Raw genomic sequence first — 14,669 nt, 5'->3', positions numbered from 1 at the left:
CGGGATTTTGTTGTAGGACTGAATCGGGGTCACATTAGCACGCGCTTCAGCCATTACATTGGCATCGACATGGTTACCCGCAAAGCCGAACAGTGTAAATTCACACACCAACTTGCCACGTACTTGTGAATCCGGAGCAGGGATCTTGATACCCGATGGACAGGCTATAAATGGATATCAGAGAAAGGGATCACTGCTGCGTTTTTTTGCTGCTCAAGCTGTTCTGCAAGCGCCTTATTGGTAAAACCAAATGCATTAATAAAGTGATCCAATTTACTATTTAAAATGGATCATAAATTTAATGCCGGTCTTATTTGAACGCCAACTAGACCAACCATGACAACAAAGGCATCGTTAGTAGGCTGCATTCTATGCCTACCCGCGGTGCATAGCATGCACTCTACTGACTACATCATAGCAAATGAATTAATATAATAATCAGATTTACTATTCAAAATCATCCCGGCGGTTTTGTGAGCGTAAATTTAATGCTTTTGCTATAAACATTGTAATATTCATCAATAACGCCTCATTCGATTACTACAAATTTAACGAATTATTGGTTAAATTTGTAGCAATCACGATCACACAGGTGAAAACGGTGACCTGAATCTATATTAAAGATATTTACATTCGCATTTGTATTGCTATGACTCTATTTCCCTCTGCTCCAGAACACTGTTTTCGGCTTTACTGAATAATCATAACATATTGTAAATATTGAGTTATTAGTGATTTCCACATTTCAATACACGTTGTAATTTAACAATTACAACATCGACAGCAGACAAATAAAAAACAGTCCTTCATTTATATTTTATGATGAATGTAATATATTTTAAGCGTAAATCCCGTAAAAACATCTACTAAACCCATTTTTGCATGGCAAATACTCGCTCATTATGATACAAATAAACATATAATTACAATACGATTTATTGAAGTGTAAAAATCCATAGTACAATTTACATAACTTATTTATTACAGTGCATAGTTGTGCACTGATAAAAAGAAAAGAGAATCAAGATGGCAAAAATTTCACTGTACCGCCAAATTGCCGATACAATTCGCACAAAAATACATAGCGGAGATTATAAAGTGGGTGAAGTCATTCCCACTGAAGCAGAACTGCGAGAAGAGTTTTCAGTCAGCCGGGTAACCATCAGACAGGCATTAAAGTTACTGATTGCAAATGGCGAGCTTGAAAGTGTGCAGGGCAGCGGTACCTACGTCAAAGAAAATAAAGTCAACTACAACATCTACCAGCAGCCCAGTTTTAAAGAAAAATGGGCTCATCTTAATGTCGCCACTCACAGTGATGTGATGACTTTTGAAATTATCAGACCAAGCATACTGATGGCTGAAAACCTTAATATTAATGAAAACGACCGTATTTTCTACATCAAACGGGTGCGTTATATTGACGACAATCCCATAAAAGTAGAAGAAACCTGGCTGCCATTAGCGCTTTTTCCTGATCTGACTTATGAAGTGATGCAAAAGTCTAAATATGATTTTATTGAAAAAACCAAAGGGTTAGTCATTGATCGCAGCGAACAGGAGATAATACCGATTCTACCGTCCGCGGAAGTCTCTGCATTACTCGGTATCGATCCTAACCTGCCTATTATTGAGAAACGTACGCGCAGTTATCTACAAGACAACACGGTTTTTGAATACAGCCGTAACTTTTTTAAATCAACCGATTATAAATTTACCTTAGTTGCCAAACGCCATTGATTCTGCCTAAAAAAGAAAGCACCGATCGTTTCCCCGTTCGTGCTTTATATACCCATGTTACTTCAAAATATCCGTTAAGATATAAGCCTAAAATTACTTAACCGAACGGCATTGATTGATAATGACTGAGCAGTTAACATTTTTGTTATGGCAATTTATACAACTAATGCAATCAAAAAGTATAAATTTCTGCCAACGGATTATTCAGCTAAAAAGTGATTTTTCTTGCCGTATAGAGGTATCAAAAAATGGACAATTATCGACATTAAAGTAATTAAACGCGGCTTAGAAAGCGCCAAATATATTCAAGCATTCACCACCACAAAAAATAAATCAGCACTTCACCATTCATGCCCTTTACCTCGAGAGTATTGCTCCCCTCAGCGCAACGTGCACGATAGACTGTTGGAGAAAACACTGTATTGTATAAGCTTGCTACCACAAAACAGCACAGTCTGCAGACGCATAAAGATTAGCAATATCTTTAGCTTTCAATCTGTTAATGAGGGTCACCGTATTTAATTAAAAATATCGATATACAGCCGAATACACTTATTCGCTGTAAAATGAAATATTAAACAAATTGTATTAGCATCGTTTTACACCCGCAGCCCTTTAAATAGATCATCAATGACTTTTTCTACTGCATTCATGTTGTTGGTTATTTGAGCATAAGTTCTTATGCCTATTATTTGAATCTGCAGATAACGCGCTAATTCAACGGGATCTTTCTCCACACTGATTTCACCATTATCGATGGCTTGTTGGAAAATGCTCGCAAAAGAGCCCTCTATATTTTCTAAAATATGCATTGCATTCGCAAGCAAATCCGGATTATCGCTCTGCGTTAATTCAGCGATGCTTTTCACTATCATGCACATGCCGTTTGGCGCGCTGTTTTTGTTACAAATAGTCACACTACGAATGAATCGTTTCAGACCAGCAAGCACTGTTTTTTCCTGCGCCAGACTATTAGCAAGTTGCTCAGCACCGATTTGAGCATAACGATTTAACGCTTCTTTAAATAAATTATCTTTACTGCCAAAAGCCGCATAAATACTGCCCGGGCGCATATCAACCACATCCTGTAGATTTCTCATTGACGTTGCGTGATAGCCTTTTTCCCAATAGAGGTTTTTTGCTTTTTCGATAACTTGATCGCGATTGAATTTTGCTTGTTTACTCATAATATCTGCCTTAAACAGGTTTTCCTTAAAAGCTGAAGGCCCAGTAACAATATGTCACTAGGCCTTTGATACTGCTTACCTTAATAAGTTATGCAGGTTTTAACGCTAATACTTTATCGATATTCTCAGCACTGTGACGATTTTCAAGCTGTTCCCACTTATCACCCCAATCACGGTTAATAATACGCCCGCGTTGTACTGCCGGACGCGCTAATGTTGCTTTTGCCCAGCGTTGCAGATGGGGGTACTCTTCCACCTGAAGGAATTCTTGCGCATCGTAAAGCTTGCCCAGAATTAAGTTGCCATACCAGGGCCAGATTGCAATGTCCGCAATACTAAACGCATCACCCGCAATAAATTCATTTTTTGCCAATTGCTTATCTAAAACATCTAACTGTCGCTTAATTTCCATGGTAAAGCGATTAATTGGATATTCAAACTTTTCGGGTGCGTAAGCATAAAAATGACCGAACCCCCCACCTAAATAGGGCGCAGCCCCGTGTAACCAGAATAGCCAGTTTAACACTCGTGTCCGCTTAACACCTTTTTCAGGCAACAATGCAGAAAATTTTTCAGCAAGATAAACTAAAATCGAGGCAGATTCAAATATAGGTTGATCATTATCGCCAGCGCGGTCAACTAATGCCGGAATTTTGGAATTAGGATTAATATCCACAAACCCCGATGAGAATTGCTCGCCTTCAAGAATTCTGATCATATGGGCATCGTATTCAGCCTCCTCACCCAGTGCTAATAACTCTTCCAGCATAATGGTGATTTTTTGGCCATTAGGCGTACCCATTGAGTACAATTGCAAAGCATGCTCACCAACAGGTAAGACTTTTTCATGGGTTGCGCCTGAAACCGGACGATTAACACTGGCCCATTTACCGCCACTTTCGGCATCATGAGTCCAGATTTTTGGAGGTGTATATTGCTTTTCCATTATGATCTCTCCTGTGTTTTTTGTATTATCAGGCTTTGTTATCAAAGTTGTGCGGGTAGAGTGCACGTGCTGCCTGTTCATCAAAATCCGACTTAAATTCAAACTCTTTATGGATATTTCTTGCTCTTTCGACTGCCGGACGCGCGTTTATGTCTGCAAACCAACGTGTCAGATTAGGGTAGTTTTCTAATCCTTGCCCGCCTAACACAGCCGTTGCTTTATCAATCCACCCCCATGCTGAAATATCCGCAATTGAAAACTCATCACCCACTATATATTCACGGCCTTCCATATGTGTTTCCAGCACTTGATAATGACGTTCGGCTTCACTCAGGTAGCGATTGATTGCATAGGGCACTTGCTCTGGTGCTTTATGTCTAAAATGAACCGCTTGCCCCGAAAAGGGTCCTAAGCCTGTTGCTAAAAACATTAACCATGACAGCATGTCACTGCGATCTTCTGCTTTTCCTGCTAATTTTCCTGTTTTTTCAGATAGATACATTAAAATAGCAGTAGAATCAAATACCCGTTTACCCAGGTCTTCAATGGCCGGTGTTTTACCGTTGGGGTTAATCGCGCGGTACTCTGGTGTATGTTGCTCACCCTTCATTGTATCGACAGGAATCAATTCATAGGCTAACCCGGTCTCCTCAAGGTAAAGAGCCACTTTCATCGGGTTTGGTGTCGGGTGGAAAAAAAACTTAAGCATAATATTATCCTATTGTATTTAAGGAATCATCGGGGAAAGAGTGAAGGTGAAAAGTTGGCTTGCCCCTTCAAAAAAGAAGAAGCAATCATGATTTCTTATTTTTTAGTCCAGGCGAATTGTTCAAACATGGGATCGACCGGTGTTTTTGCGGCATGGTTAACGTAGTTGCTGATCACTTTTTGAGACAGACCCAAAATGACTTCAAGAACCTGCTGTTGTCCGTAGCCCGCTGCAAAGAATGCTTGCGTCTGTTGTTCAGAAACATTACCACGGTCACGCACCATGCTTAAGGTAAAGTCTTGCAATGCCTGCAGTTTTTCAGTTGGCATTGCTTCACCGTTACGCAGCGCTTCAGTCAGAGCAGAATCGACCTTCATTGAATGGGCAATACCCGTGTGTGCAGGTACACAGTAATGACATTCATGCTCAACATTAATTGTTTGCCATACGACGGTTAGCTCTTCTGCATCAAAAGATGAGCTTGCAAATAGTTGGTGTAACTGAGTGTAAGCTTTAAGTGTATTTGGAGATTCAGACAATACGCCGAAAAGACCAGGAACAACGCCCATCTGTTTTTTTGCACCCTCTAGGATTGTTTTACTTTCTGCTGGAGCTGACTCAATAGTATGGATTTTGAAGTTTGACATAATGGCTCTCTCTTAATTTAAATTCATGTTTTATGTAACCGGAACCTTTGCTCCTTGAAGTGGGGGTACTATAAATGTAATTGAGCGATCGTTCAAGACTTAATTGAGCGATCGTTCAATTAATTGAAATATCATGCTCATTAGGCGCCTAAGTTATCATTCGACTTTTTCATTGTAGAGATACAAAGAAGCACTTATTGCGGCAAAAAATACCAAGTGCGATCCACAAGCTGACGTTTAAACCGGATAATTGGCTCATCTGTCTCTGTTGAAAAGGAACAAACTGCACAATCATGGCGTTTGCGAGTATTGTTGAATGATTTTTTCATGCACTACAAATCCCCAACAAGCAGCTCAACCAGGTGGGTCAAATCACGTGCGACATAATTCGGTTGCGGGACATTTTCAGCTATCAGAAGGTTATTATTCGGGCGGGTAATAAAAGCACCGGAACAGCCTGCCGCTTGTGCGCCTATAGTGTCCCACAGGTGGCATGCAACCAGACATACCCGGTCAAGTTGGACTGCCATTTCCTGTGCTGCATACCGATAGGTTGCTGAATGGGGTTTAAATGAGCGCACCGTCTCTATGCTGAACTGCCCTTCAAAAAACTCCGATATTCCCGCTTTTTCTAATAATGTTGGTGATTGTGTTGATGCCGAGTTGGTGAGTGTTGCCAGGCGAAATCCGGCTGCTTTTAAGCGTTTTAATGCCGGTATAACATCGGGATGGGGAGGAAGATTTCCAAGCCGTTCTTTGAATTCCGCGAGATCGTCGTCGCTGATCGAAATATGATGATTAGCGCCAAGCATTTTAAGAGTGCCGACGGCAAGATTAGCAAAGGGTTCATAGAGACCTGAAACGGTCAGGGTTTGCGAATAAAGTACAAGTTCGGCGAACCAGTTACGAAGCGCCAATGGATTTTTAAAAACCCGCAAGAAAAAAGGTTCAAGGGTAGTTATATCGAGCAGCGTCTCGTTGACGTCAAAGAGCAGTACTTCGATATTATTGGTTTTTTTCATTTTATACGGACCTCTTATAGCTTGAATTATTCATTGATTAGCGTTGGTCAATATTGATGGTCGGTAATGTCTTAAATATAACTACAGACCGGCTAACTCTTTTAGCACCTTTTTGTAAGCGCTTTGCGGGTGTGCACCTGTCATCGCGCTGCTGCGGTTAAAGATAACCGTTGGCACGCCGGAAATCCCCTGTTGCTGCCAGTGACGCTGTTGTTTTAATAGGTCGCTTAGGCGCTTGCTATCGTCTAAGGCTAACGTAGTAGCAGCAGGATCCAGTCCTACACTTCGAGCTTCTGCCAGCAACACGGTGCGATCGGATATATCCTTATACTCGCTGAAAAAAGCGGCAAACAAGCGCTGCTTAAACTGATGCTGCAATCCTTGTTGATAAGCAAAATCAAGCAACAGATGGGCATCGTGAGTATTAACTATCTTCATCTCTTCAAAGTAATTAAATTCAAATCCATACTCAGCACCAAGGGCACTGATATCAATGCGGGCTTTATCACTTTCTTCGCGTTTAGCACCGTATTTTCGCAGCACATGGGCGCGCAGGTTCTCACCTTGCGCGGGCATATCTGGGTTCAGTTCAAAGGGCTGCCACTCAATTTCTACCCGGTCTTGCAGACCCAGTTCATTAATAGCGGCCTGCAGATGTTTGTAGCCTACGATGCACCATGGGCAGACAACATCCGATACTATATCTAACTTAATCTTGTCGTTTATCTTAATCTTATCATTCATAATATTGATCCTTTTATGCCATTAACAGGAGGAAGTATTAGTCGCTAAAATCTAACGGTAGAAAGTAGTTAGACTGCTTTTTGCTAAAATCCCGCTTGTTTTGCAGGGTGTTGTTAAGGACAATAACCTGTAGTTGATGCCATTCCTGCTTTTAATACTGAGTATTTATTGCAATCAATAAGGTCATTAATAACGGAATACGCAGATATATCAGCGCTTAACTGAGGATACTATAAACATATATGAACAGTCGTTCAGGTTAATTTTGAGCGATCGTTCATATGAATTGTTAATTTACCTTATAAATATAAGTGATTGATTAATAAAAAGCCGAAGCGTAATCTTATTATCTATTTTTGATTAGCGGGCTTGCGGAACGCTGGCAATAGCACTGCTTACAGGATTAATTCAGGCAGTTCTTATTGACTATGATGCTATTGGGGTTGCAGATTTTCTTATACGCAAGGGCACAAAAAGCTGTTAATAAGGCTATTCGGCCGGCGAAGCAATAATATTAAATAAACAAGGGAAATGATGGAAGCACTAAAAATTTTTGGCCTTTTTACGGTGACTGCTGTCGCCGAAATAGTCGGCTGCTACCTGCCCTATCTTTGGTTGCGGGAAGGCCATTCAATTTGGTTACTGATACCTGCCACATTCAGCCTCGCAGCATTTGTTTGGCTGCTTACATTACATCCTGAAGCCGCCGGCCGTACCTACGCGGCATACGGTGGTATTTATATTTCTGTCGCATTAATGTGGTTGTGGCTGGTCGAATCTACGCGTCCAACAATGACAGATCTGCTCGGTGTTGCAATTTGTATTGTTGGTGTGGCGGTTATTATGTTTGGTCCAAGGCCTTCTTAACAAAAAAGCATTACAAGTATTAAATTTTTAATAAAATCACCTCTTATAAGGAGTCTTTGTGAAAAAAGAAATTGATAAATTAGCCTGGTTGTATATTCACGATGGAAAGCTGTTGTGTGCCCGCTCAAAGAATAAAGCACTATTCTATATTCCCGGCGGCAAACGTGAGCAAGGAGAATCCGATCAACAAGCGCTGATACGTGAAGTTCAGGAAGAAATTTCAGTTAAGTTAATCCCTGCTTCAATCAAATATGCCGGCATATTTAAGGCACCAGCCGATGGGAAAGACAGCGACACTATTGTTAAGTTAAGCTGCTATTTTGCAGACTTTCAGGGAGAGCTTTCACCCGATGCAGAAATACAAGAAATCGCTTTTATAAGTTACAACAATAAATCTCTTTGCTCACTTGCTTCCATTAAAGTGATGGATTGGCTTAAGAGTCAAAATTTAATAGGGTAATCCGCAGAAAAGATAGCACACAACCCTATAAGGGACGGTTTTCAGTGCAGCTCATTGGTCCCGTCCATTTTGATGGAAATAAAAAACAGTGACAACTTCATTTAACTATTACTAAGCTTGTTATCAAGAAAAACCGAGCATCTGTGCAGATTTTTCTCGAAGCAATTCCCTGAACGCTATCACTGCGGGACTGGCTTGTTTTCTGCTCGGACAAATTAAGTAGAGCTGCACCGACGGAGATTGAAAATGAGGTAAAAGTTGTACTAATTCCCCGTTGCGTAAATCTGAAACAACATCTATTTCTGCTCTATTTGCAATGCCTTTTCCACTAACAGCCCAGCGTCTAACAATATCAGTGTCATTACTGACCCTATTACTATCTACTCTTATTTTCTGGCTACCGGCATCGTCCATATATTCCCAATTGTCAAATAGGCGACCGCCTCGTCGGTACAGTAAACAATTATGTTTTCTTAAATCATCGGGATCTGAGAGGCTGCCGAAATTGGCGATATAGTCAGGCGATGCGCAAGTGATCCTGTTCATCGTCGCAATATGAAATGACACCATGCTTGAGTCTTCTGGTTTACCATAACGAAGCGCAACATCAACTTGATCCAAAAAGAAGTCAGAGAGTGAGTCACCTACCGTTAAATCGACCGACAAGTCAGGATGCAGATCAAGCAATTCATCAAGCCAGGGTAGCACTATATTACGCCCTAAATCCGATGAAACTGACAATCGTAATGTGCCGCTGATTCTCCCCTGCATCTGATGAGCTGCTATACGTCCCTGCTCCAGCGCTGCCAATGCTTGTCGGCAATGAAATAAGAACTGCTCCCCTTGCGATGTAATTCGGAGTTGCCTGGTTGTCCTTATAAACAATTGTAGATCCAGCTGTTTTTCTAACCGCCGGAGTGCGGAACTGACAGCCGCTGGCGTGATATTCAATTGTTTAGCCGCTTCAGTCAGGCTGCCCGTTTCTACTATGCGAATGAATAGATTAAGATCCGAAGTGTTCATTATTAACTTATTTTTAATAGTGTTTGAAGTATTATGCTGTTTTTAGTTTAGTAAAAATAGTGAATAATATCTTTATCAATCGCAGTGACTGCCACTAACATTTTTTTTATACAATATAAGCAGTTACTAAAGCCGGTTAACAATTTTGCACAGTGACCCTAGTGTAAAACACCAAAAGTGTAGATTAACAAGAGGTAGATATGATCAAAGCAACAGACGCTAGTCAGCCACTGCAACTTCCCTGTGGTGCAGTTTTAAAAAACAGGTTTGTAAAATCAGCTATGTCTGACTCACTTGCAGACGGCGAGGGAGGGTCAACGGATGCTCAAGCACGACTCTATGAAAGATGGGCCGAAGGTGACGTTGGGTTATCGATTATTGGCGAAGTGCAGATCGATCCATGCTTTCCGGAAAAGCCGGGGAATCTGGTTTTAAGCGCCGATTCGAATTTACAGTCTCTGCACTCATTGGCCTCACGCGCTGCAATTAATGGCGCTCACATCTGGCCCCAGCTAGGTCAGGCGGGAGGACTTTCGCATTTACCTATAAGCCAGCCAAAAGGCCCCTCTTCCCTTAAGATTGGCAGCTTTCAATGTGCCGGAATGTCGAAGGCTGAAGTGACTCAGTTACCTGATATGTACGCAAGCGCCGCGTTAATAGCAAAGAATACAGCATTTACAGGTATTCAGATCCACGCTGGTCATGGTTTCCTGCTCAGCCAATTCCTATCACCACTCTTTAATCATCGTCAGGATCAGTACGGTGGCTCGATAGAAGCGCGCTGCACAATTATTGTCGAGATAATTGCTAAAGTACGAAGCGTGGTTGGCAGCTCATTTCCTATCGGCATTAAGATCAACTCGTCAGATCAATTAGAAGGTGGGTTAACACAAGATGATGCGTTAAAAGCGATTGGTATTTTAGATCAAACCTCGATTGACTTAATAGAGATAAGTGGCGGATCCTATTTCCCCGGTGCAAAATCCAGCTCTGATGGCACCACAAGTGGCCCATATTTTATTGAATTTGCTCAACAAGCAAGAAATCTAACCAGGATACCCCTAGTGGTGACTGGCGGTTTTAAAACCCGCGAACAGGTGCTGGAAACGTTAGCGGGGGATGCTGTCGACATGGTTGGATTGGGACGCGCATTTGTATTAAATCCTGAGCTTGCGAGCGATTGGCTATTCAGAAAACCTGATACCTTGGATTTCCCGAGATTTGATTTCCCTCGATTTGAGAGCCCGCCTCAAGGTGGCATCACTGCTTGGTATACAATGCGCTTAACTGCACTCGCTAATGACAGTGAGCGCAATTTTGATCTTGATCTTTTATCAGCTATTGGTCTTTATGAAGAGCGTGATAATGATCGCTGTGTGAAATGGAAAAATAAATTCTCAGATAGCCAACTTGCTACCGACAGTGTCTCTTAAATTGGTTTTCATTATAGCGATAAAGACTCGCATGACGATGCAGCACCCTTTCAGATTAAATGAAATTTAAACGAGACAGCCCAAAAAGCTTGGCCGAGAATAGTGCTCTGTCAGGCTCCTTGGGCAATATCTTTTTATAAATCAAACCATTTTTTTATTGATTCAGTAGCAGGGACACCGCCACTATGGACAACCTTTTCATCCATAACGACCCCGGGGGTGGACATTACCCCGTAATTCATGATCGTTTCTAAATCGGTGACTTTCTCAACAAACACTTCAATGCCATTGTCTTTCGCTATTTTTTCAATTAACTTAGCCGTATTTGTGCACTTAGCGCAACCTGATCCTAACACTTTAAATTTTCTCATTATTATTTCTCCTAGAAATTCCATATTGATAGATTAAATATCCAACCTATAAGGGTAAATGCCGTTAACAGCAAGGCAAAAAGTAAACTCAGCAAGCGCCATTGCATCACTTGCTTTAACATCACAAATTCTGGCACGCTTGCCGCGACGGTACTCATACAAAAAGCGAGGGTAGTGCCAATGGGTAAACCATTTTTGATCAGGCTTTCCATAATGGGAATTACCCCTGTGGCATTAGAATAAAGCGGAATACCCACCAGCACAGAGACAGGTACAGACCACCATTGTCCTTCACCAAGGTGGGCTTCAATCCAGCCATCTGGTACAAAGCCATGCAGAGCAGCACCAATACCCACACCAATAAATACCCACTTCCAAACTCTGGCAACGATTTCTAGCATTTCACCTTTAGCAAAACCATGGCGCTCTGCAAGCGTCATTTTAACGGCTGCCTCATGCTGTGCGGGTGGTGATTTGCTTTGACTATTTTTCATCGCTTTCGCAGCCAAAGGTTGCAGCCAACGTTCAGCCCCAATTGCATCAAGAAACCACCCGCTTAACATACCGATCACCATCCCTACCACCACATAGAGCACGGTGAATTTCCAACCTAATAAACTAACCAGCAGCAAAATGGCTATTTCATTAATTAAGGGCGAAGTGATCAAAAATGCCATCGTAATGCCTAACGGGATCCCCGCGCTGGTGAATCCAAGAAAAACGGGAATACTGGAGCATGAACAAAAGGGCGTAATAGCACCGAAAATACTGCCTAAAAAATAGCCAAAGAGTCTTCTTTTACCTGCCAGATAAGTACGTACTTTTTCCACATCGAGAGAGGCTCTCACCAAGGCAATGACATAAATCATAACGACCAGTAACACCATGATCTTAGACGTATCTTCAATAAAAAAATGCAGCGCATCAGCGAATTTTGTTCCGGCCGGTAAAGACAGTTGCTGATAGGTAAGCCAATCAGCAAATTCAGTAAAAATTTCAAACATCACATTTCCTACTTCATATTCTATAGAATCAACCATGCCACCCCTTTTTCTAACCAACAACCTAACCTCTTTCTGCATTATTTACGGTAATCTTTTATGACTATTAACAAGCAATGAGTAAACTTTTTTAAAAAATTGGGCTTTAAATTCTTAAATATAAAGAAGATGCGGGTTTAAACCCGCAGAAGAAGCTTGGTATTAATCAAGCGGAAAATCACTTACTGGTAGTTAAAAAATTAAGCTTTAAGCGCACAACCAGGGTTGGCACCTTGCGGTCTAAATGTTCACAGTATTCGGTTAATGCCGCAACGCCTCCCTTAAATAAAGGACCAAATTTAGTGGTCATTTTAAGCTAGTTGCCTGTCGGAATATTAAGTATATTTAAGATATCTTGACTGTTTTAACTAATTTTTATGGCTGAATAAATTATTCGCTGAATGCGAGTATGCTCTGAGGTTTCAGAGCTTGTCGCCATCTTGGCGCGAATCAGGTTTAAACAACATATACCAAACAAACTAATACGCCTGTCTTATCGAGTCATGAGCTCACTATGCTTTGTCTAGTTCTGACCATCATTTAACCTGCACGTAACTAAAGATTAGACGAGTGCGAAAATATTCGTTAATAATGATGGGTGGTGATCTAACCGGTGTTAAAAAATAGAATAAAGTTCAATTTTGGAACGTATTTATGGCGTTGTTGACGCAAGAAAAAGCTTACATCCTTTGCCTATCATGCTGGGAAACATTGGATATCGGGTAAAAATCACAGGAAATGGAGCATTAAAACCATAGTTAATAGTTAATAGTTAATAATCAATTCATTCAATTAGCATCTTGCTAAAGAATACTAATGTTCTAATTCCATCAAAAACCCCATTATTTAATTCAACGACCTCGACCATTTTTATGTATTAAATGCACAAATACTCGATCCTTTTTGGATCATGTGCGTCTTTTATGAATATCGAGTTTTAAGAAAAAGATTGGCTGTCCAATATTTCAGGACCTAATATTTCCAGGCCAATCTTTTATTTTTACCCTGAGTAGCGTTCAGGCAATGCTTAATCGCTCAGGCAGTGATAGGACCCGGCGCGCTCACTTGGGTCATCAGGTCGTCGTTCCATTCGCCTTCGATCTGGAAGTGGGCCGCAGCACCGAGTAGGATCGCCTCAATGAGGTTGTGGTTGACGTAGGCATAGGTACCCGGTTGACGAAAGGTGTATAACGCTGCTGCCGAACCACCGCCAGGGATCGGCCAGGTCTCCATATTGGTGCTGGGCTTGTCGTTGAAGCAGCCACCAACCCAGACCAGATCACCGTGTCCGCCGATCAGGTGCGGGCGAGTATCACGGTTGGCCTGGGAATGGATGATCAGCACCGATTCGCCGACCTTGGCCTTGAGCGCGTTCTTACCCGTCAGGGCGCCGACCGCGCCGTTGAAAACCACGTGGGTCGGGGTCAGGGTTTTCATCACTTCGAGCATATCCGGCATGCCCGCCATGATGCTGTCGTACTCTTTGTACTTGCCGTTGGCGTCCTTGGGTAGATAGAGGTCCTGCTCGCCCACGTAATAGGCCCGGTCGTAGTGAGCCGGATTACCCAGCTCATCCTTGAGGCCGGCGCGCGGCAGCACCATGATCGCGCCGTTCATGCCGCTGACCACGTGGAACGGGATCATCTGACCGCCCGGTGCGCAATGGTAGACGAAAGTGCCTGCCTTGGTGGCTCGAAAGCGCAGCACCACCTCTTGGCCGGGAGCCACCTGAGTCAGGGCGCCGCCGCCCAGGGCGCCGGTGGACGCATGAAAGTCGATGTTGTGCAGCAACTGGTTGGAGGCCGGATTGACCAACGTCAGTTCAATGTAGTCATCCTGGTGACACACAATCAACGGGCCGGGCATGCTGCCATTGAAGGTACAGGCCCAGATTTTAGCGCCGTTGCTATCCACCTCCATGAGCTTCTCTTCGACCACCATACGGACTTCGACCACTTTGTATCCGCCCTGAGCGACCTGATCGTGCTCGGGTAAAAAAGGAGGTGCGACCAGCGTCTGCTGGATCCGGCGCAGACCGTTGATCTGTTCCGGTTTGACTGCCGCGCCCGCAGCTAAGGGGCTGGCTTGGGCAGACTGACCGATTAAGCTCGCCGCCGCAGCGACTCCCATAAAAGCGACAGTAGCGCCCATAAATCCACGGCGGCTGACACCGTTCTGTTCCTGAACCGCTGGTACGTCCTGTTCCATATTCTAATTCCTCGCAGTTTTGATATTAAATTATTTTGATATCAATAGAGCTATTCTATACTGGACGCATAAGATATAATTGATATGCATCAATTGTAACTTCTCATAAATCGGTGCTAGTGAGAGTCATCTCACAAATTAAAAAAGGTTATGCCATCCTTTTGTTTTATTGAAGATCGACTTGATTGTGAACGTGACAGGAGCAACAAAAAGATTGGATATATATAGACGCTTCACACCTGTCAAATCCTTGATTCAGAATAATCATGAAT

General features: G+C 42.4%; 15 protein-coding genes. 4 read left to right on the top strand and 11 right to left on the bottom strand.

All coding sequences use genetic code 11. The features are described from left to right. Positions 1-1,026 precede the first annotated feature (1,026 nt). A complete protein-coding gene (locus tag CXF72_RS03200; protein ID WP_101036831.1) occupies positions 1,027-1,740 on the top strand; it encodes a GntR family transcriptional regulator in 714 nt (237 codons plus the stop codon). 599 nt (positions 1,741-2,339) lie between these two features. Here the strand turns inward: CXF72_RS03200 and CXF72_RS03195 are convergent. The 6 genes from CXF72_RS03195 to CXF72_RS03170 form a co-directional block, all read right to left on the bottom strand. Further along, positions 2,340-2,927 (bottom strand): TetR/AcrR family transcriptional regulator, encoded by a 588-nt coding sequence (locus CXF72_RS03195; protein ID WP_101036830.1) that lies wholly within the window; start codon positions 2,925-2,927, stop codon positions 2,340-2,342. Positions 2,928-3,015: 88 nt separating this feature from the next. Then, positions 3,016-3,873 (bottom strand): glutathione-dependent disulfide-bond oxidoreductase, encoded by an 858-nt coding sequence (yghU, locus tag CXF72_RS03190; protein WP_101036829.1) that lies wholly within the window; start codon positions 3,871-3,873, stop codon positions 3,016-3,018. Positions 3,874-3,901: 28 nt separating this feature from the next. Next, complete coding sequence (locus tag CXF72_RS03185; RefSeq protein ID WP_101036828.1) at positions 3,902-4,582, bottom strand: glutathione S-transferase family protein; 681 nt, start codon at positions 4,580-4,582, stop codon at positions 3,902-3,904. A gap of 95 nt (positions 4,583-4,677) precedes the next feature. Further along, on the bottom strand, positions 4,678-5,229 hold the full coding sequence (locus tag CXF72_RS03180) for a carboxymuconolactone decarboxylase family protein (protein WP_101036827.1): 552 nt from the start codon (positions 5,227-5,229) through the stop codon (positions 4,678-4,680). A gap of 332 nt (positions 5,230-5,561) precedes the next feature. Continuing rightward, a complete protein-coding gene (locus tag CXF72_RS03175) occupies positions 5,562-6,251 on the bottom strand; it encodes a haloacid dehalogenase type II (RefSeq protein ID WP_101036826.1) in 690 nt (229 codons plus the stop codon). A gap of 81 nt (positions 6,252-6,332) precedes the next feature. Then, positions 6,333-6,995, bottom strand: a complete 663-nt coding sequence (locus tag CXF72_RS03170) for a DsbA family oxidoreductase (protein WP_232784863.1) — start codon at positions 6,993-6,995, stop codon at positions 6,333-6,335. Positions 6,996-7,529: 534 nt separating this feature from the next. On the opposite strand from CXF72_RS03170, the gene CXF72_RS03165 reads away from it, so the two are divergent. Further along, positions 7,530-7,862 (top strand): YnfA family protein, encoded by a 333-nt coding sequence (locus tag CXF72_RS03165; RefSeq protein ID WP_101036825.1) that lies wholly within the window; start codon positions 7,530-7,532, stop codon positions 7,860-7,862. 58 nt (positions 7,863-7,920) lie between these two features. Further along, positions 7,921-8,322, top strand: a complete 402-nt coding sequence (locus tag CXF72_RS03160) for an NUDIX hydrolase (protein ID WP_101036824.1) — start codon at positions 7,921-7,923, stop codon at positions 8,320-8,322. Between the two features lie 123 nt (positions 8,323-8,445). On the opposite strand, the gene CXF72_RS03155 is transcribed toward CXF72_RS03160, so the two are convergent. Further along, positions 8,446-9,345 carry a LysR family transcriptional regulator gene (locus CXF72_RS03155; protein WP_101036823.1) on the bottom strand — a complete coding sequence of 300 codons (900 nt, stop codon included), beginning with the start codon at positions 9,343-9,345 and terminating at the stop codon, positions 8,446-8,448. A gap of 200 nt (positions 9,346-9,545) precedes the next feature. On the opposite strand from CXF72_RS03155, the gene CXF72_RS03150 reads away from it, so the two are divergent. Continuing rightward, a complete protein-coding gene (locus tag CXF72_RS03150) occupies positions 9,546-10,778 on the top strand; it encodes an NADH:flavin oxidoreductase/NADH oxidase family protein (RefSeq protein ID WP_101036822.1) in 1,233 nt (410 codons plus the stop codon). Between the two features lie 134 nt (positions 10,779-10,912). Here the strand turns inward: CXF72_RS03150 and CXF72_RS03145 are convergent, their stop codons facing one another. The 4 genes from CXF72_RS03145 to nirK form a co-directional block, all read right to left on the bottom strand. Continuing rightward, positions 10,913-11,149: a thioredoxin family protein gene (locus CXF72_RS03145; RefSeq protein WP_101036821.1), complete on the bottom strand. Its 237-nt coding sequence runs from the start codon at positions 11,147-11,149 to the stop codon at positions 10,913-10,915. A gap of 11 nt (positions 11,150-11,160) precedes the next feature. Continuing rightward, on the bottom strand, positions 11,161-12,153 hold the full coding sequence (locus CXF72_RS03140) for a permease (RefSeq protein WP_101036836.1): 993 nt from the start codon (positions 12,151-12,153) through the stop codon (positions 11,161-11,163). Between the two features lie 214 nt (positions 12,154-12,367). Further along, positions 12,368-12,499 (bottom strand): hypothetical protein, encoded by a 132-nt coding sequence (locus CXF72_RS19975; protein WP_269801147.1) that lies wholly within the window; start codon positions 12,497-12,499, stop codon positions 12,368-12,370. A gap of 725 nt (positions 12,500-13,224) precedes the next feature. After that, positions 13,225-14,397 carry a copper-containing nitrite reductase gene (gene nirK, locus CXF72_RS03135; RefSeq protein ID WP_101036820.1) on the bottom strand — a complete coding sequence of 391 codons (1,173 nt, stop codon included), beginning with the start codon at positions 14,395-14,397 and terminating at the stop codon, positions 13,225-13,227. Positions 14,398-14,669: the final 272 nt, after the last annotated feature.

Source organism: Psychromonas sp. MB-3u-54 (assembly GCF_002836415.1).
Taxonomy (GTDB): Bacteria; Pseudomonadota; Gammaproteobacteria; order Enterobacterales; family Psychromonadaceae; genus Psychromonas.
Note: the sequence above shows the minus strand (reverse complement) of the source record. Positions and strands in the feature narration are given on the sequence as shown.

Coding starts and splice junctions, on each gene's coding strand:
- CXF72_RS03200 (WP_101036831.1), top strand. CDS start 1,027: ATGGCAAAAATTTCACTGTACCGCCAAATTGCCGATACAATTCGCACA.
- CXF72_RS03195 (WP_101036830.1), bottom strand. CDS start 2,927: ATGAGTAAACAAGCAAAATTCAATCGCGATCAAGTTATCGAAAAAGCA.
- yghU (WP_101036829.1), bottom strand. CDS start 3,873: ATGGAAAAGCAATATACACCTCCAAAAATCTGGACTCATGATGCCGAA.
- CXF72_RS03185 (WP_101036828.1), bottom strand. CDS start 4,582: ATGCTTAAGTTTTTTTTCCACCCGACACCAAACCCGATGAAAGTGGCT.
- CXF72_RS03180 (WP_101036827.1), bottom strand. CDS start 5,229: ATGTCAAACTTCAAAATCCATACTATTGAGTCAGCTCCAGCAGAAAGT.
- CXF72_RS03175 (WP_101036826.1), bottom strand. CDS start 6,251: ATGAAAAAAACCAATAATATCGAAGTACTGCTCTTTGACGTCAACGAG.
- CXF72_RS03170 (WP_232784863.1), bottom strand. CDS start 6,995: ATGAATGATAAGATTAAGATAAACGACAAGATTAAGTTAGATATAGTA.
- CXF72_RS03165 (WP_101036825.1), top strand. CDS start 7,530: ATGGAAGCACTAAAAATTTTTGGCCTTTTTACGGTGACTGCTGTCGCC.
- CXF72_RS03155 (WP_101036823.1), bottom strand. CDS start 9,345: ATGAACACTTCGGATCTTAATCTATTCATTCGCATAGTAGAAACGGGC.
- CXF72_RS03150 (WP_101036822.1), top strand. CDS start 9,546: ATGATCAAAGCAACAGACGCTAGTCAGCCACTGCAACTTCCCTGTGGT.
- CXF72_RS03145 (WP_101036821.1), bottom strand. CDS start 11,149: ATGAGAAAATTTAAAGTGTTAGGATCAGGTTGCGCTAAGTGCACAAAT.
- CXF72_RS03140 (WP_101036836.1), bottom strand. CDS start 12,153: ATGTTTGAAATTTTTACTGAATTTGCTGATTGGCTTACCTATCAGCAA.
- CXF72_RS19975 (WP_269801147.1), bottom strand. CDS start 12,499: ATGACCACTAAATTTGGTCCTTTATTTAAGGGAGGCGTTGCGGCATTA.
- nirK (WP_101036820.1), bottom strand. CDS start 14,397: ATGGAACAGGACGTACCAGCGGTTCAGGAACAGAACGGTGTCAGCCGC.